At 43.6% G+C, this 18,074-nt stretch carries 20 protein-coding genes; 19 read left to right on the top strand and 1 reads right to left on the bottom strand.

Annotation, left to right across the window (positions count from 1 at the left end; genetic code table 11):
• Positions 1-26: 26 nt before the first annotated feature.
• The 13 genes from OCV65_RS01360 (at position 27) to OCV65_RS01420 (ending at position 10,011) form a co-directional block, all read left to right on the top strand.
• Positions 27-1,364: a peptidoglycan D,D-transpeptidase FtsI family protein gene (locus OCV65_RS01360; RefSeq protein WP_262580774.1), complete on the top strand. Its 1,338-nt coding sequence runs from the start codon at positions 27-29 to the stop codon at positions 1,362-1,364.
• Positions 1,365-1,376: 12 nt separating this feature from the next.
• Entirely contained in the window at positions 1,377-1,700 is a 324-nt protein-coding gene (locus OCV65_RS01365) for a hypothetical protein (protein WP_118451895.1), read from the top strand.
• 1 nt (position 1,701) lies between these two features.
• On the top strand, positions 1,702-2,661 hold the full coding sequence (locus OCV65_RS01370; protein WP_262580672.1) for a DUF2953 domain-containing protein: 960 nt from the start codon (positions 1,702-1,704) through the stop codon (positions 2,659-2,661).
• Between the two features lie 18 nt (positions 2,662-2,679).
• Entirely contained in the window at positions 2,680-3,069 is a 390-nt protein-coding gene (locus OCV65_RS01375; protein ID WP_118383698.1) for a GerW family sporulation protein, read from the top strand.
• Positions 3,070-3,138: 69 nt separating this feature from the next.
• Positions 3,139-3,279 carry a hypothetical protein gene (locus OCV65_RS01380; protein WP_199665563.1) on the top strand — a complete coding sequence of 47 codons (141 nt, stop codon included), beginning with the start codon at positions 3,139-3,141 and terminating at the stop codon, positions 3,277-3,279.
• A gap of 129 nt (positions 3,280-3,408) precedes the next feature.
• Positions 3,409-3,597 (top strand): 50S ribosomal protein L28, encoded by a 189-nt coding sequence (gene rpmB, locus OCV65_RS01385; protein WP_118383697.1) that lies wholly within the window; start codon positions 3,409-3,411, stop codon positions 3,595-3,597.
• A gap of 231 nt (positions 3,598-3,828) precedes the next feature.
• Positions 3,829-4,188 carry an Asp23/Gls24 family envelope stress response protein gene (locus OCV65_RS01390; RefSeq protein ID WP_118383696.1) on the top strand — a complete coding sequence of 120 codons (360 nt, stop codon included), beginning with the start codon at positions 3,829-3,831 and terminating at the stop codon, positions 4,186-4,188.
• A gap of 15 nt (positions 4,189-4,203) precedes the next feature.
• A complete protein-coding gene (locus OCV65_RS01395) occupies positions 4,204-5,865 on the top strand; it encodes a DAK2 domain-containing protein (RefSeq protein ID WP_262580673.1) in 1,662 nt (553 codons plus the stop codon).
• Positions 5,866-5,869: 4 nt separating this feature from the next.
• Complete coding sequence (gene recG / locus OCV65_RS01400) at positions 5,870-7,900, top strand: ATP-dependent DNA helicase RecG (protein ID WP_262580675.1); 2,031 nt, start codon at positions 5,870-5,872, stop codon at positions 7,898-7,900.
• A 78-nt stretch (positions 7,901-7,978) separates the two neighbouring features.
• Positions 7,979-8,185, top strand: a complete 207-nt coding sequence (locus tag OCV65_RS01405; protein WP_118383694.1) for an alpha/beta-type small acid-soluble spore protein — start codon at positions 7,979-7,981, stop codon at positions 8,183-8,185.
• Positions 8,186-8,278: 93 nt separating this feature from the next.
• Positions 8,279-8,878, top strand: a complete 600-nt coding sequence (gene rsmD, locus OCV65_RS01410) for a 16S rRNA (guanine(966)-N(2))-methyltransferase RsmD (protein ID WP_262580775.1) — start codon at positions 8,279-8,281, stop codon at positions 8,876-8,878.
• 29 nt (positions 8,879-8,907) lie between these two features.
• Positions 8,908-9,393: a pantetheine-phosphate adenylyltransferase gene (gene coaD, locus OCV65_RS01415; RefSeq protein WP_118383692.1), complete on the top strand. Its 486-nt coding sequence runs from the start codon at positions 8,908-8,910 to the stop codon at positions 9,391-9,393.
• A gap of 3 nt (positions 9,394-9,396) precedes the next feature.
• Positions 9,397-10,011, top strand: a complete 615-nt coding sequence (locus OCV65_RS01420; RefSeq protein WP_118383691.1) for an ATPase — start codon at positions 9,397-9,399, stop codon at positions 10,009-10,011.
• On the opposite strand, the gene OCV65_RS01425 is transcribed toward OCV65_RS01420, so the two are convergent.
• Positions 10,005-10,961, bottom strand: a complete 957-nt coding sequence (locus OCV65_RS01425; protein WP_262580676.1) for a transporter — start codon at positions 10,959-10,961, stop codon at positions 10,005-10,007. The genes OCV65_RS01420 and OCV65_RS01425 overlap by 7 nt on opposite strands.
• 118 nt (positions 10,962-11,079) lie before the next feature.
• Between OCV65_RS01425 and OCV65_RS01430 the strand changes: the two genes are divergently transcribed.
• From OCV65_RS01430 to OCV65_RS01455, 6 genes are all read left to right on the top strand, one after another.
• Positions 11,080-12,516, top strand: coding sequence for an aminoacyl-histidine dipeptidase (locus tag OCV65_RS01430; RefSeq protein ID WP_262580677.1), 1,437 nt, complete (start codon positions 11,080-11,082; stop codon positions 12,514-12,516).
• Positions 12,517-12,570: 54 nt separating this feature from the next.
• Complete coding sequence (locus OCV65_RS01435) at positions 12,571-13,260, top strand: M23 family metallopeptidase (protein WP_118383687.1); 690 nt, start codon at positions 12,571-12,573, stop codon at positions 13,258-13,260.
• A 70-nt stretch (positions 13,261-13,330) separates the two neighbouring features.
• A complete protein-coding gene (locus OCV65_RS01440) occupies positions 13,331-14,725 on the top strand; it encodes an RsmF rRNA methyltransferase first C-terminal domain-containing protein (RefSeq protein ID WP_262580678.1) in 1,395 nt (464 codons plus the stop codon).
• Between the two features lie 32 nt (positions 14,726-14,757).
• Positions 14,758-15,468: a pseudouridine synthase gene (locus OCV65_RS01445; RefSeq protein ID WP_262580679.1), complete on the top strand. Its 711-nt coding sequence runs from the start codon at positions 14,758-14,760 to the stop codon at positions 15,466-15,468.
• Positions 15,465-16,139: an HAD family hydrolase gene (locus tag OCV65_RS01450; RefSeq protein ID WP_262580680.1), complete on the top strand. Its 675-nt coding sequence runs from the start codon at positions 15,465-15,467 to the stop codon at positions 16,137-16,139. Before OCV65_RS01445 ends, OCV65_RS01450 begins: the two co-directional genes overlap by 4 nt.
• A 2-nt stretch (positions 16,140-16,141) precedes the next feature.
• Positions 16,142-18,046, top strand: a complete 1,905-nt coding sequence (locus tag OCV65_RS01455) for a YgiQ family radical SAM protein (RefSeq protein ID WP_262580681.1) — start codon at positions 16,142-16,144, stop codon at positions 18,044-18,046.
• The last annotated feature ends 28 nt before the right edge of the window (positions 18,047-18,074 follow it).

Consider the following 18,074-nt stretch of genomic DNA (forward strand, 5'->3'; position numbering starts at 1 on the left):
TATTTGTTGCGCTGTTTCTGGTTATGATGGGATATATCGGATATTTTACAGTGGTCAAGAGCAAAGACATTATCAGCAGTCCATATAATCCGCGTCTGGATTCCATGGCAGACCGTGTGGTACGAGGGAAGATCCTGGACAAAAGTGGTAATGTATTGGCTGAGACAGATACGGCTGATGATGGCAGTGAGTATCGATACTATCCATACGGTGAGATATTTGCTCATGTGGTAGGTTATTCTTCCCAGGGTAAATCCGGTCTGGAGTCTACACAGAACTTCAATCTGCTGACATCAGATGCATTTATTCTGGAAAAACTGGTAAAGGAATTTCAGGATCAGAAAAATATCGGCGATAATGTAGTGACTACTCTGGATGTAGATCTTCAGAGTGCTGCATATAATGCACTTGGCGATAATAAAGGTGCGGTAGTGATCATGGAGCCAAGTACTGGAAAGGTGCTCGCTATGGTATCAAAGCCGTCCTTTGATCCGAATTCGGTTGCGGCAAATTGGGATGCGTTGAATTCCGATGAGAACAGCGTTTTGCTTAACCGCGCAACACAAGGGCTGTATGCACCGGGATCTACATTTAAAATTGTGACTACACTGGAATATATGCGGGAGCATCCGGATGATTATAATTCCTATAGTTATAACTGTACCGGATCGATCACTTATGGGGACACAACGATCCCGTGTGCGAATCATGCAGTGCATGGTGCAGAGGATTTGGCATCTTCCTTTGCAAATTCCTGCAACTCTTCATTCTGTAATATCGGCATGAGTCTGGATGTAAAAAAATATCAGGAGACTGCCGAGGATCTGCTGATCGGCTCAAAGCTTCCGGGTGATTTTGCAACTGGCAAGAGTGAATTTCAACTGACAGAAAATGATTCTACGGCAGAGAAAATGATGACTGCGATGGGACAGGGTAAAACACAGGTGAGTCCTTATCAGATGGCACTGATTACATCAGCGATTGCTAATGGCGGAACTCTGATGCGTCCGTATCTGGTAGATTCAGTGACGAATTATACGGGAACGATTATTTCTGAGACGACACCGGAAAAATATAAAGATCTGATGACATCTGCGGAGGCTTCACAGCTTAAAACATATATGGAAGGTGTAGTCAGCTACGGAACAGGTTCCGTGCTGAGCGGTCAGTCCTATAGCGTGGCAGGAAAGACAGGTACGGCAGAATACAGTATGGATTCTTCCAGCCAGAATCATTCCTGGTTTGTTGGATTCAGTAATGTAGATAATCCGGAGCTTGTAGTCAGCGTGATCGTGGAGCAGTCAGACGGTAATACAAAGGCGGTTAATGTAGCCAAATCAATATTTGACAGTTATTACTATTAAAGAGGTGTGCCGGTGAAATATTATAGCAATCTGTATGTTTCAGAAGGACTTGAAAAAAAGAAAGATAAAGTGATCGCCAGATTGGAACGAAGAAAGATCCAGCCGGATCTGCATGTGATCCTGTTACCGGAATGCGACCATAATCAGTTGGAGATTGTAAATGCAATGTATCTGCTGCAGCCTGGTTATCCGAGAGAAGGCCGGATGGTAGTGGGGATCGCAAAAGGGTTTGAGGAAGCGGTAGAACTGGTAGAGGAGATCAGCCGGGAAGTGTATGATGCGACCGGAGATCTGGAGCTTAGAGACTATATTCAGGCAAAGGAACAGGAAGATTGATATGCTACATATTCTTTTTCTGATATTAAAAATAATAGGGATTATATTGGCAGTGATATTGGGACTGATTCTTTTGGTAATCTGTATTGTCCTCTTTGTGCCAATTTGCTATAAAGCTGATCTGCATGGGAGCGGAAATGCAAGAGAACTGACGGTACATGCAAAAGTAAGCTGGCTGTTTGGATTGATAAAGGCAGTATTTGCTCTGGAAAATGGCAAAACAGATTTATCAGTACGAATTGCCTGGAAAAAGTTTGGGGATAGCGATCCGGTTGAGGATAAAGCCGAGGATAGGATTGAAGAAAAGCCAAAGCCGGAAAAGAAATCAGTAATGCAGGAGAAACAGGTCATACAGGGGGAGGAGAAGCAGGATGACACGACGAATCGAATTACAGATAAAGCGGTTGAAGATCAGACTGAAAAGGCTGAAAAATCTGAGCAGACTGCAAAGACTCGTCCGGAGAGCACTGAAAAGAAACAGCGCAAGAAGAAAGATCGAAAAGAAGATTCGGATTCAGCTTCAAAGATTGAACAGATTACGGAAAAGATAAAATGTACATACCATAAATTCTGTGATAAAATAAATGAAATCACAGAAAAAAAAGATAAGATGAGTGATTTTCTTACGGATGAGACGCATAAGAATGCTTTTCTTAAATTAAAAAACGAAGCATTTCATCTACTTAAAAAGCTTAAGCCAAAGAAGATACAGGGTGAGATTACATTTGGATTTGAAGATCCGTCACTGACTGGCAGGCTTCTGGCATGGATCAGTATGATCTATCCATGGATTGGCGAACACACAGATATTACGCCGGATTTTGAACATCGTACGTTAAGTGGTGATTTGAGTATACGCGGCAGATTATATGTAATAACGCCGGTGGTGACAGCCATTCGTCTGATCTTGAGTAAAGCGGTACGCAGATCATTTAAAGATATCAGAAATTTCAAATTATAAAGCAGGAGGTTTGCAGTTATGGGAGAGAATAACAAGCTGAAAGGGACAGTAGAAGAGCTGTTTCGCGGAATGGATGGAGTGATTTCTTCCAAGACCGTTGTGGGAGATGCAATTCATATTGGAGATACGATCATACTTCCGTTAATTGATGTGTCATTTGGTATGGGAGCGGGCTCATTCAGTGGTGAAAAGAAAGAAAAAGGCGGTGGAGGTCTCGGTGGTAAGATGACTCCATGTGCGGTTCTGGTAATCCAGAATGGTAATACCAAACTTGTCAATATCAAGAACCAGGATACGATCACTAAGATTCTTGACATGGTTCCAGATGTGGTTGACCGCTTTGCATCACGTGGTGAAACGAAAATGACTGAAGAAGATGTGGTAGACATTCTTAATGAATCAGAATAAAATCAGGATTATACGGAACCATGCAGGTATTGCCGCATATAATATCATAAGGTTATATGCGGAGGCAGTATGAGAAGAGTAACAGGATTTATATTATTTTGGATGGCAATGGGCATGATCGTTAACATGTTATTACCGAATCTTTTTGTCCAGATCTTGTGCATCTGCCTGTGTATTCTGATCGGGTATGAATTGTATCGTTGTGACTAAAAGAAAATGTTAAAACAAAATGATAAGAAATTCATAAATAATACTTGCATTTGCTTTATTCTTCTGATACAATAACTATTGTTGTGAGTCTGTATAGCAGACTATATCGGAGCGTTAGGAGGTGCAGTCATGGCTAAATGTGCTATTTGTGATAAGGGTGCTCACTTTGGAAATCATGTAAGTCACTCACATAGAAAAACACCAAAAATGTGGAAATCAAATGTAAAGTCAGTTCGTGTAAAGACTGAGAGTGGAGCTACAGAAAGAATGTATGTATGTACTTCTTGCTTAAGATCCGGAAAAGTTGAGCGTGCATAATAATGGTAACACTAAAACCTGGATTCAGAAGAATCCAGGTTTTTTTGTGTCACGACGAGCCAAAGTCCGAGCTTGCTCGAGACCTTGGCGACCGTGGATAATCCCGGAATGTGCAATAATCCGTTGAAAAATTTTGTTGTAAATAAAAAAGAAACAGAGTATAATACATTTGTTAAATTATGTTTTGTAACATGAAAGACAACATTCATATAAGAATTGGAGGATATAACTATGAAGGGAAGTATGAGTACGGATCTCGGAACAATTACAGTCAGCTCTGATGTTATTGCCAAATATGCAGGTACTGTAGCTGTAGAATGCTTCGGCATTGTCGGAATGGCTGCTGTTAATATGAAAGATGGAATCTACCGCCTTCTCAAGAAAGAGAATCTTACACATGGTATTCAGGTTACTATTTCAGAAGATAATCGTATTAAGATCGATTTTCATGTAATTGTAGCTTTCGGTGTAAGTATTTCTGCTGTTACAGAGAATTTGATCAGCAATGTTAAGTATAAAGTGGAAGAATTTACCAGAATGCCGGTCGATAAGATTAATATTTACATCGAAGGCGTCAGAGTGATTGATTAAGGAGGAACTTCGAAAGTGGCTACAAAGACTATTAATGTAGATATGCTTGCCAAAATGTTCCTGGCAGGTGCACAGAATATTGAAGCAAGAAAAGAGTATATTAATGAATTGAACGTATTTCCGGTTCCGGATGGAGATACAGGTACGAACATGTCTATGACGATCATGTCAGCGGCAAAAGAAGTAACAGCACTGGATCATCCGGATATGAAGACCCTGGCTAAAGCTATTTCTTCCGGATCACTGCGTGGAGCCAGAGGTAACTCCGGTGTTATTCTTTCACAGCTTCTCAGAGGATTTACAAAGGTTGTGAAGGAACAGAAAGAGATTGATGTGACGGTTCTTGCTGCAGCATGTATCCGTGCGAAAGAGACTGCATACAAGGCAGTTATGAAGCCGAAGGAGGGTACGATCCTTACAGTTGCCAAGGGGATTGCAGAAAAAGCAGCGGAGATGGAGCTGGAGACAGATGATCTGGAAGTATTTATACCAGCTGTTATTGAATATGCAGAAGAAGTTCTGGCGAAAACACCAGAGATGCTTCCTGTATTAAAAGAAGCCGGTGTTGTGGATTCCGGCGGACAGGGACTGTTAGAGGTTTTGAAGGGCGGATATGATGCATTCCAGGGCAAAGAGATTGATTATTCTGCAATTACTCCAAGTGAAAGCAGTGCAGTAACTAAAATTTCTGCAGAAGCAACGGCAGATATTAAATTTGGGTACTGTACAGAGTTTATCATTCTTACAAATCGCGAATTTACAGAGAAGGACGAACAGGAATTTAAAGCATATCTGGAGTCTATCGGTGACTCTATCGTATGCGTAGCGGATGATGATGTGGTTAAGACACATGTTCACACCAATGATCCGGGACTTGCGATCCAGAAGGCTCTTACTTATGGGCAGTTATCTCGCATGAAGATTGATAATATGCGTGAAGAACACCAGGAGAAGCTGATCAAAGATGCTGAGAAGATGGCTCGCGCTCAGGAAGAAAAAAAGAAAAAAGAGCCGGCGAAGCCTATGGGATTCATTACCGTATCGATTGGTGATGGATTGAATGATATTTTCCGTGAACTTGGCGCTGATTATATCATCGAAGGCGGACAGACCATGAACCCAAGTACAGAAGATATGCTGAATGCGATCGATAAGGTCAATGCAGAGACTGTATTTATCCTTCCGAATAACAAAAACATTGTTCTTGCAGCTAATCAGGCTAAGGCACTGGTTGAAGATAAGAAGATCGTGGTTATTCCAACCAAGACAGTACCGCAGGGTATTACAGCAATCATCAACTTTATGCCAGATGCAGATGCGGCGGCTAATGAAGAGGCAATGCTGGAAGCTATTCAGAATGTAAAAACCGGACAGGTTACTTATGCAGTCCGTGATACTAAGATCGACGACAAAGAGATCCATGAGGGAGACATCATGGGTATCGGTGATGCAGGTATTATAGCTGTTGGAACAGATATCCAGAATACAGCTAAGGAGATGCTTGCAGCTATGGTAGATGAGGATTCAGAGCTTATCAGTCTGTACTATGGTGAAGAGATTTCAGCTGAGGATGCGGAAAGCTTTGCGGCAGAGATTGCAGAGCTGTATCCGGATATGGATATTGATGCGCAGTTTGGCGGTCAGCCGATCTATTATTATGTAATGGCGGTAGAGTAAATAAATGAATGAAAGAACAGGTATTGGCGAATTAAAGGGCATTGGAGAAAAGACAGAAAAACTTTTCCATAGGCTTGGTGTCTATACGGTAGGAGATCTTTTGAGACATTATCCGAGAGGATATGACATATATGAAGCACCCGTGCCGATTGATGATCTTACGGAAGGCAGAATCCAGACAGTATCCGGTTTATTATCCGGAGCTGTTCAGGTATCACCGAATCGCAAAATGCCGGTTACAACTGTAAAAGTAAAGGATGCATCCGGGACTATAAAAGCAATATGGTTCCGGATGCCTTTTTTAAGGAGCACATTGGCGGCAGGTGGACCGATTATTCTGCGTGGACATGTGGTGCGGAGAAAAGATGGTCTGATCTTGGAGCATCCTGAGATCTTTTATCCGGCAGATTCTTATCAGCAGAAAATGGGTACACTGCAGCCGCAGTATCCGCTGACGACAGGACTTTCCAATAATCTTACGGTAAAGGCGGTCCGTCAGGCTGTAGAACAGCTGAATCTGACGACAGACAGGCTGCCAGAAGAACTCCGTATGAAATACGAACTGGCGGAGTACAATTATGCAATTCGCGGTATACACTTTCCAGAGGATAAAGAAGTATACTGTCGAGCAAGAGAACGGCTGGTGTTTGAAGAATTCCTGGAATTTATTCTGTCTATCCGAAAGCTGAAAGAAAATAATGAACGTATGAAAAATGATTTCGATATCATGCCAAGGAAAGAGACAGACAGACTGCTCCGGTCATTGCCGTATGAACTGACAGGTGCACAGATGCGTGTGTGGAAGGAAATAATGCAGGATATGCAGGGGGAATACGTGATGTCGAGACTGGTACAGGGAGATGTGGGGTCCGGTAAGACGATCGTAGCGGCACTTGCTCTTCTCACTGTTGTAATGAACGGATACCAGGGAGCGATGATGGCTCCGACAGAAGTGCTCGCGAAGCAGCATTTTGAATCATTAACAGAACTTTTTGACACCTGTCATATTTCGATAAAAACGGAACTCCTGACTGGATCAATGAAAGCAAAAGAGAAGCGGGAAGCGTATGCAAGAATTGCATCTGGAGAATCACAGATTATTCTTGGTACGCACGCATTGATTCAGGATAAGGTCGACTATCATAACCTGGCACTAGTGGTGACTGATGAGCAACATCGATTTGGTGTACGCCAGCGGGAGATATTTGCGGAAAAAGGAACAAATCCACATATTCTCGTTATGAGTGCAACACCGATTCCACGGACACTGGCAATTATTCTGTATGGTGATCTGGATATTTCAATCATTGATGAGCTTCCATCCAATCGTCTGCCGATCAAGAACTGCGTGGTAGACACCGGATATCGTGATACTGCATATCGATTTATTAAGAATCAAATTATTGAAGGGCGGCAATGTTATATAGTGTGCCCGATGGTAGAAGAAAGTGAACATCTGGAAGTTGAAAATGTAACGGATTATGCGGTAATGCTTCAGCACGAACTGGGCAATACGATTAAGGTAGATTATCTTCATGGAAAAATGAAGCAGTCTGAAAAGGATGAGATCATGAATCGTTTTGCGGCAAACGAGATTCAGGTACTGGTATCAACAACGGTAATCGAAGTGGGGATAAATGTACCAAATGCCACAGTGATGATGGTGGAAAATGCTGAACGCTTTGGTCTTGCGCAGCTGCATCAGCTTCGTGGACGTGTGGGGCGCGGTAAATATCAGTCATATTGCATTTTTATGAGTGGTTCAAAATCAAAAGATACGAAAAAAAGATTGGAAATTCTGAATAATACCAATGACGGATTTAAAATTGCGAGTGAAGATCTGAAGCTTCGCGGTCCGGGAGATCTGTTTGGTATCCGGCAGAGCGGACTGATGGATTTTAAGCTTGGAGATATTTATCAGGATGCAAAGCTTCTGCAATATGCATCGGAAGCAGCTGAATGGATTATGACCAATCACCAAGACTGGATACAGGATCTGGAAAAGAACGAAAAAAATACCAGTGTAATATTATAAAACCTCCATATACTATGGGTGTAACTTAAGACAGGGTTACAGACAAACAGTAAAAGGATACAAAAGGAGGAAAATAAAATGGCAAGTCGTTCAACAAACAGAACAGCAGTGCCTGAGGCAAAGGGCGCACTGGACAAATTTAAATACGAGGTAGCAAGTGAATTGGGAGTACCGCTTTCAGATGGCTACAACGGAGATTTAACATCCAGACAGAACGGATCTGTAGGTGGATATATGGTAAAAAAGATGATCGAAGAACAGGAAAAGCAGATGGCAAATAAATAATCAGACAAATGCTGAAAGAGACCTCGGAAAAATCCGGGGTTTCTTTGTATTTTCTGGGATTCCGTGTTGACATTTTTGCTACTTATTTATATAATTAACAAGGTAAAGTATTATGTATACAAGAGGAGAAAGAATATGCGTGTTATCGGAGGACGGGCAAAGCGGTTACAGTTGAAGACACTGGAAGGGATGGATACCAGACCGACGACAGATCGTATTAAGGAGACACTTTTTAATATGATCGATCCGTGGATTGCTGACTGTGACTTTCTGGATCTGTTTGCCGGAAGCGGCGGAATCGGGATTGAGGCTGCCAGCCGGGGAGCGAAGGAAGTAGTATTTGTAGAGAAGAATCCTGCTGCTATGATGATTATCCGGGAGAATCTGAAGCACACAAGCCTGGAAGATGCAGCTGTTACGATGCAGTCTGATGTGATGACTGCAATCCGTTCACTGGATGGACGAAAGCAGTTTGATTACATTTTCATGGATCCACCATATGATCACAGCCTGGAACGTCAGGTGCTGGAGCTTCTCAGAGAACATCGTATCCTGCGTGATGATGGCATGGTGATCGTAGAGGCATCGCTTGATACATCCTTTGCATATCTGGAGGAATGTGGATTCCGCCTGGTAAAAGAAAAGATATACAAGACTAATAAGCACATGTTTATTGAGTATCAGCAAGATTAGATGAGACATAGATTACAGGAGGATTTTTTATGAGAGCGATTTATCCGGGAAGTTTTGATCCGGTTACATTTGGACATCTTGATATTATCTGCCGTTCATCAAAGATTGCGGACGAGTTAATTATCGGAGTATTGAAGAATAATGCAAAAAGTCCGTTGTTTTCCTTAGAAGAACGTGTTAAAATGTTGGAAGAGGTCACAAAAGATTATCATAATGTGAAGGTTGTTCCCTTTGAGGGATTATTGGTAGATTTTGCAAAGAATATGAAGGCAGATATTGTCGTCCGGGGATTGCGGGCGATCACAGACTTCGAGTATGAGCTGCAGATGGCGCAGACCAACCATAAGCTGGAAGAGAATGTTGAGACGATATTCCTTTCCACCAGACTGGAGTACTCTTATCTGAGTTCTACAATTGTAAAAGAAGTGGCGTCTTTTAATGGGGATATATCTCAGTTTGTACCGAAAGTGGTAGAACAGAGAATACGGGAGAAAATACAAAAAAGGAGAGTGTAAATTATGAGCAGCCGTATTGAACAGATTATTGAAGAGATTGAAGAGTATATTGATTCCTGTAAGTTTCAGCCTTTATCTACAACTAAGATCATTGTAAATAAAGATCAGCTGGATGAACTTCTTCGCGAACTGCGTATGAAGACACCGGATGAGATTAAGAGATATCAGAAGATCATTGCGAATAAAGATGCGATTCTGGCAGATGCACAGGCAAAGGCAGATAATATGATTGAAGAGGCACACATTCAGACGAATGAGCTGGTCAGCGAGCATGAGATCATGCAACAGGCATATGCGCAGGCCAATGATATTGTTACTGCGGCTACTGAGCAGGCGCAGCAGATTCTGGATAATGCAACACGTGATGCTAATGATATCCGTATCGGCGCTATGCAGTATACAGATGATCTCCTTGCTAACGCAGAAAGCATTATCGGTCATACACTGGACAGTTATACAGCGAAGTATGATGGACTGATCAATTCACTTCAGGAGTGTTTTGATATGGTACGTAATAATCGTTCTGAACTTGAGATTCCAGAACAGCCACAGCCGGATGCCAACGAATATGTTGAGCCGGAAGAGGACGATTTTCTTGACACGGAATTAGATCAGTAATTAATTACAATAAGATATAGATATGCCAACAGGCTGGTTACCGTCATGGTAACCAGCTTTTCAGCTATATATGGGATCATTTTAAGTCCGGATCTTTGAATCATGGACATGGTCTGCAGAATGGAAGAGATTCCACCAAACGAGGTCAGCGCGAGCATAATCAGATAACGGATGTTTCGCGAAATAGGGAGACCAGACAGCAGTTCAAGACCTGTAGTAATCTCAAAAGTGGACAACAGGATAGTCTTACCAACACTGTCTGTAAGAATAATCTGATCTAACATATGCATCCATATGGATGCAAGCATCATATAAAGCGCTACCCGTATGATGGCATCGGCACTTTCAGTAATGCTGGTATTTAAGATTGTGCCAAAGGAATGACTTGCGGGTTGCACGGATGACCCGATTGCGCAAGTCCGATATTCTTCAGAATGTATCCTGGGCTTGTGGGTATAATAGAGTCTGAACATCTGGCTGCAGAGCATCGGAGAACCTGTTAATATCAGGAAAAATGGAAGATGCAGGGCATGTTCGGGAATATAATTGCGAAAAAGCACACCCAGAATAAACATGGGACTCATATTATTACAAAAAGAGAGCAGAAATGCACCCTCATCTGGGCTGATACGTTCGCTGACAGTCAGGTCTGCGGTCACCTTGGCACCCACCGGATAACCGCACAGGAAACCGGCGATGACTGCAAAAGAGCCATATCCCGATACGCCTGGAAAAAGACGCATGAAAGATTCTGTAATCCGGCTGACAAGATACACAGTGTCTGTCTGCATCATCATCTGTGTCAGGATCATAAATGGGAGAAGCGTGGGAAGCACATAGAGGTACCACAATACAAGTCCTTCCAAAGCACCGGAAATGACTGCATTTCTGTAAAACAAAAAGAGAAAAAAGACAGATAACAGCAGTGCAGAAAGAATCCTTCGCTTCATAGTATCACCTGATATATAAGTTATAATTAATCTATGCGTCCGGTTGCTTTTTCATGTGGAATATGACAAAATAAATGATGTTGGAGATAAAATAACGAAGAGAGGATAGCGAGAAGATATGTCAGTATTAAGTGAATTGGAACCAAAGAAGGTATTTCATTATTTTGAAGAACTGTGTAAAATTCCGCACGGCTCTTACAATACAAAAGCGATCAGCGACTATTGTATGCAATTTGCAGCAGATAGAGGGTTGGAAGCAGAACAGGATGATACTAATAATGTGATTATCCGCAAGAATGGAACGGCAGGTTATGAGGAATCTGCGCCGGTTATTATTCAGGGGCATCTGGATATGGTATGTGAGAAGATGCCTGAAGTAGAGCATGATTTTGAGAAAGATCCATTGGATCTTCAGATTGAGGATGGATTTGTTACTGCCAACGGAACCACTCTTGGTGGAGATGATGGAATTGCGATCGCCATGGCACTGGCGGTTCTGGACAGCGATAATATTCCACATCCACCGATTGAGGCGGTATTTACCACAGAAGAAGAGGTAGGCATGGAAGGTGCCCGTAATCTTGATTTCTCTAAGATTAAAGGTAATATGGTGATTAATATTGATTCTGAAGAAGAAGGCATTCTGACTGTAGGATGTGCCGGTGGTTTTCGTTTTGATGCGATGCTTCCGGTTGCATATGAGCCGGTCAATGGAACGGTGTTATCCGTTCACATCCATGGATTATCCGGCGGACATTCCGGAGCGATGATTCATCTGCAGCGTGGAAATGCTAATAAGCTGATGGGACGTCTGTTAAATCACATTCGTCTGCAGCAGTCTGTACGCCTCGTAGAGCTTGGCGGCGGTAATAAGGACAATGTAATTCCTGCTGATCATACAGCTAAGATCGCAGTGACGGATGCAGAAGCAGTGAAAGCACTGATCCGTGAGATGGAACAGATCTGGAAACAGGAATTTGGCAAGGATGAACAGGGACTTACAGTAGATATCACAGAGACCGCTGCGGATCAGATGATGGATGAGACGAGTACAGACCGCGTGATCGCGTATCTGGATCTGATGCCGGACGGAGTGGCTGCGTTTGAGCGTGAGATTGAAGGTCAGGTTGAGACTTCTCTGAATGCCGGTGTCGTGAAGACAGAGGCAGAGCAGGTTGTGGTAACACATCTGGTAAGAAGTTCTGTAGAGTCGAAGAAAGCAGAATTAAAGGAACGCCTGTACCGTCTGGTACGTATGCTGGGTGCAGACGGAATCGATCGCGATGAGTATCCAGCATGGGCTTACAAGGCAGACAGTGTACTCCGTAGACGGATGGTTGAAGTATTCAAAGAAGTATACGGCAAAGAGCCACAGGTAGTAACTATCCACGCAGGACTGGAGTGTGGTATTTTCATGGGCAAGCGTCCGGAACTGGACTGTGTATCGATCGGACCGGATCTGTTCGATATTCATTCCTATAATGAACGCATGGATATTAAATCAGTAGAACGCACTTACAAATATCTGCTGGAAGTTCTGAAAGCAATGAAATAATGCATAGGATAATAAAAAAGGCTGGACATCGGATTGAGAAAAAGGAACTTGAAGATGTTCAGGATTCTGTTGATCCTGGCATTTGTCTGTACGAACGGGGCGCATGCTCTGTATGAAAAAAGTAAGATCAATACAAGAGAAAATCTGGGAATAGAAGACGCAGAGTATCGGCGTGAATTCTGTTCTCCGGGGATGAAAGAGGACAGGGATGAATGGTCAGATTCCTGTCTTTCTTTTTTGGAAAAAGTAGAACGCGACAGTGTTTATTTTCCGATACCGGAGTCTGTGGCCGATCAGACGCTGACCGTATCATACGTTGATTCCTGGATGGCCAACAGAGAATATAAGGGTAAGAGCAGGCATGAAGGCACGGACATTATGGCAGATAAGAATGAGCGGGGACTCTATCCGGTGATCAGTATCTCGGATGGTATGATCACGAACCTTGGATGGCTGGAGAAGGGCGGATACCGGATCGGGATCACATCGCCTTCCGGTGTCTACTATTATTATGCGCATCTGGAATCCTATGCGGAGATTAAAGAGGGTGATCAGGTACAGGCAGGAGAAATGCTTGGATTTATGGGTGATTCCGGTTATGGAGAAGAAGGAACTACGGGACAGTTTCCGGTACATCTGCATCTTGGGATTTATGCCTTTGAAAATGGGAAAGAGATCAGCGTGAATCCCTATTACCTTCTACGTGCGCTGGAAGACAAAACGTTGAAATATTACTACATATAGAGTATAATATGACGGTATATACAAAGGATGCCGTATCATGTATTTCACCGGCATCTGAATGGAGGAAACGATGTATTTACCGGAAAAGTTTGAAAGAAAAATGCAAGATATCCTGGGAGATGAATACCAGGAATATGTAGATTGTTATGAAGCACCCCGCTATTATGGGCTGCGTGTGAATACGAAGAAGATATCAGTGGAGGACTTTGTCCGGATCTGTCCATTTGAAATCCGTCCGATACCATGGATTGAGAATGGATTTTATTACGATGGAGCACAGATCTCGCCGGCAAAGCATCCATATTATGCAGCGGGATTATATTATCTGCAGGAGCCAAGTGCTATGACTCCGGCGAACCGCCTGCCGGTCGAACCGGGTGACCGCGTATTGGATGTATGTGCAGCACCGGGAGGTAAAGCGACGGAACTTGGAGCAAAGCTTCAGGGACAGGGAGTACTGGTGGCCAATGATATCAGCAGTTCCAGAGCAAAGGGACTATTAAAAAATATAGAAATGTTTGGGATTGGCAATGTACTGGTACTCAGTGAAGAACCAGGCAAACTTGTAGAGTATTTCAGAGGATATTTTGATAAGATCCTGATCGATGCACCATGCTCCGGTGAGGGTATGTTCCGAAAAGATAAAAAGATGGTCAAAGCCTGGGAAGAACACGGACCGGAGTTTTTCAGCAAATTACAGCGCAGTATTATTACGCAGGCTGCTGAGATGTTACGACCTGGCGGAATGTTGCTTTATTCCACCTGTACCTTTGATGGATTGGAGAATGAAGGAACGATCGGTTACCTGTTAGAACAGTATCCGGAGTTTACAATCGAAGGGATTCGCCCATATGAGGGATTCTGTGCGGGAATGCCAGGACTCTGGAAGAAGGATATTCCGGATCTTAAGAAGACAGTCCGTATCTTTCCACATAAGATGAAGGGCGAAGGTCATTATATTGCGCTGCTGAGAAAGAACGGGGAACATGAGATGATGTCTGGCGGCAGTAAGAAACGACCGAAGAAACTAGCCGAAGAGTTGGAAGCATTTCTGGCACAGGTGGACTGGGAAAAAGCAGGCATTGATTTTAAGCGGGAACAGTTAGAATTTCATGGCGAGCGCGTGTACTATATGCCGGAGAATCTGCCGGATATGGCAGGGATCCGTTTCTTACGTACCGGGCTTCTTATGGGTGAACTTAAGAAAAACCGCTTTGAGCCGAGCCAGGCACTGGCAATGTGTCTGAATATGGATGCGTATGGAGACTGCATTTCGCTTCCGGTGGATGATGACCGTGTGGTGCGTTACCTGAAGGGCGAGACACTGGATGTGGAAGATGTGACCGGAATGAAGAAAAAGGGATGGCATCTGTTCTGCGTGGACGGTTATCCGTTAGGTTGGGGCAAGCTTGCATCCGGGACGCTTAAGAATAAATATCTGCCGGGCTGGAGATGGCAGTCCTGACAGAGAGATAAGTAAGATAAGGATGGAATCCGATGATAAGACTGGATAAATATCTGGCAGACATGGGGATCGGTACCCGTTCTGCGGTAAAGCAAATGATCCGGAAAGGGCAGGTGCAGGTCAATCAGGAGACTGCTGCCAGACCGGAGTTAAAGATTGATGAACAGAATGACAAAGTGCAGGTAAACGGACAGATGATAGGCTATGCAGCCTTTGAATACTATATGCTCCATAAGCCTGCAGGAGTTGTGTCCGCAACAGAAGATAAGCGTGATAAGACGGTCATTGATCTGATCGAGAGCCGGAAGCGGAAAGACCTGTTCCCGGTAGGGAGACTGGACAAAGATACAGAAGGGCTGCTTCTGATTACCAATGATGGTGCTCTGGCACACCAGCTTTTGGCACCGAAGAAGCATGTAGACAAGGTCTACTATGCAAAAGTGCATGGATGGGTTACAGAGGATACGGTCAGTCAGTTCGCAAAAGGACTGAATATTGGCACTGACGATGCAGAGGAATGGACAAGACCAGCAAAGCTTGTAATTGTACAGGCCGGTGATGATTCGGAGATTCGACTGACGATCCAGGAAGGCAAATTTCATCAGGTGAAACGTATGTTTCAGGCAGTTGGCATGGAAGTAACCTATCTGAAACGGGAGTCTATGGGAAGCCTTGTGTTGGATGAGACATTAAAGCCTGGTGAATATCGGGAGCTTACAACAGAAGAACTGGAGAATTTATGAATAAATACGAAGAGATTATGAAAAATACAGATGCCGTGCTGTTTGATATGGATGGAACACTGATTGATTCCATGTGGGTATGGGCTGCAGTAGATGAAGAATTTTATGAGAGATACGGTCTGACAGAGCCGGACGACTTCTATGAGCAGATGGAAGGCAAGAGTTTTACAGAAGTTGCAAAGCTTTATCTGGACGCATTTCCGGAGATACCATTTACACTGGAAGAACTGCAGCAAGAATGGACCAGGATGGCATATGAAAAATACACAACTGAAGTGCCGTTGAAAGAAGGCGTGAGAGAATTTATCACCTTGCTGAAAGAACGGAACGTCAAGCTTGGAATCGGTACAAGCAATGGAAGAGAGCTTGTAGATGCAACGCTTCAGGCGTTGGATATTGAGCAGTATTTTGATTCCGTACATACATCCTGTGAAGTGGAGACAGGAAAACCATCGCCGGACATCTACCTGCTGGTGGCAGAGGATCTGGGTGTGGATCCGTCAAGATGCCTGGTGTTTGAGGATGTGCCGAACGGAATTCTTGCAGGGAAGAACGCAGGCATGCGCACCTGTGCAGTTTATGATCAATATTCCCGTGATCAGGAAGATAAGAAAAAAGAAATGGCCGATTATTATATTGATAGTTACATGGAACTTGGGAGTGCAGAGTAGTTATGGGACAGGGATTTTTACCGATTTGTAAAGAAGATATGGAAAAACGTGGCTGGACACAATTGGATTTTGTCTATGTGTCTGGTGATGCTTATGTTGATCATCCATCTTTTGGACCTGCGATCATCACCCGTATACTGGAATCCTATGGCTATAAGGTTGGCATTATCGCGCAGCCGGACTGGAAGGATAAGAACAGTGTGACGATCCTTGGAGAGCCGAGACTTGGTTTTTTAGTTTCTGCCGGCAATATGGATTCTATGGTAAATCATTACTCTGTATCCAAGAAGCGGAGAAGAACGGATGCATATACGCCAGGTGGCGTGGCCGGTCACAGACCGGATTATGCGGCTGTAGTCTACGGCAATCTGATTCGTCAGACATACAAGCATACGCCGATCATCCTGGGCGGAATCGAAGCAAGTCTCCGGAGAATGGCACACTATGATTACTGGTCCAACAAATTAAAACGCTCCATATTGCTGGATTCCGGTGCGGATATCATTTCGTATGGGATGGGAGAACGGTCGATCATTGCAATCGCAGAAGCTCTGGATGCAGGATTGGATGTAAAAGATATCACCTATATTGATGGCACCGTGTGTAAAGTGAAGGATTTGGACAGTGTCTATGATTATATCAGGCTTCCGTCTTATGAAGATCTGAAGACAGATAAGTTGGAATATGCCAGAAGCTTTTATACACAGTATTGCAATACAGATCCGTTTTCTGGAAAACGTCTGGTAGAACCATATAACGATCACCTGTACGTAGTGCAGAATCCGCCGTCCAAGCCGTTAACTATGGAGGAAATGGATCAGGTCTACAGCTATCCATATATGCGGACATGGCATCCGTCTTATGATGCAGCGGGTGGAGTTCCTGCGATTCAGGAAGTAAAGTTCAGCCTGATCAGCAACCGTGGCTGCTTTGGCGGCTGTAGTTTCTGTGCATTGACGTTCCATCAGGGACGGATTATTCAGACCAGAAGCCACGAATCACTGGTCGAAGAAGCGAAGATGATGACGCAGGATAAGGAGTTTAAAGGATATATCCATGATGTCGGAGGACCGACTGCTAATTTCCGTGCACCATCCTGTCAGAAGCAGTTGACAAAGGGTGTGTGTCCGAATAAGCAGTGTCTCTTTCCGAAACCATGTAAAAATCTCCGCGCAGACCACAGAGATTACATAAAACTATTACGTGAACTTAGAAAAATTGACGGAGTGAAGAAAGTATTTATCCGATCAGGAATCCGATTCGATTATGTGCTGGCAGATCCGGATGATACATTTTTAAGAGAGCTATGTGAATATCATGTCAGCGGACAGTTAAAGGTAGCACCGGAGCATGTGTCTGATCCGGTATTGCAGAAAATGGGAAAACCGGAATACAGCGTGTATCAGAAGTTTGTGGAGAAATACAATCAGATGAATAAAAAGCTCCGCAAAGATCAGTATCTGGTACCGTATCTGATGTCATCGCATCCAGGTTCTACATTAAAAGAAGCAGTAAATCTGGCAGAGCATCTGCGGGACTTTGGCTATATGCCGGAGCAGGTACAGGATTTTTATCCGACACCGTCCACTCTTTCTACCTGTATGTATTACACAGGCGTGGATCCGCGGAACATGCAGCCGGTATATGTGCCGAAGAATCCTCATGAAAAGGCAATGCAGCGAGCGCTGATCCAGTATCGTGACCCGAAGAATTATGATCTGGTCATGGAAGCACTAAAAAAGACCGGACGCATGGATCTGGTAGGATATGACAAACGCTGTCTGATCCGTCCGGAAAAGGGGAAATCCAGCGGTTGGTCAGAGAAGGGCAAGTCAGGAAAGAATGCGCGTGATAACACACGGAAGAAAAAGCATATTCGTAATGTGCATAAACGCAAAAAGAAATAACATAGCAAATAACAGAATCAATCAGGGA

The organism is Dorea ammoniilytica (genome assembly GCF_025567415.1).
GTDB lineage: Bacteria > Bacillota > Clostridia > Lachnospirales > Lachnospiraceae > Claveliimonas > Claveliimonas ammoniilytica.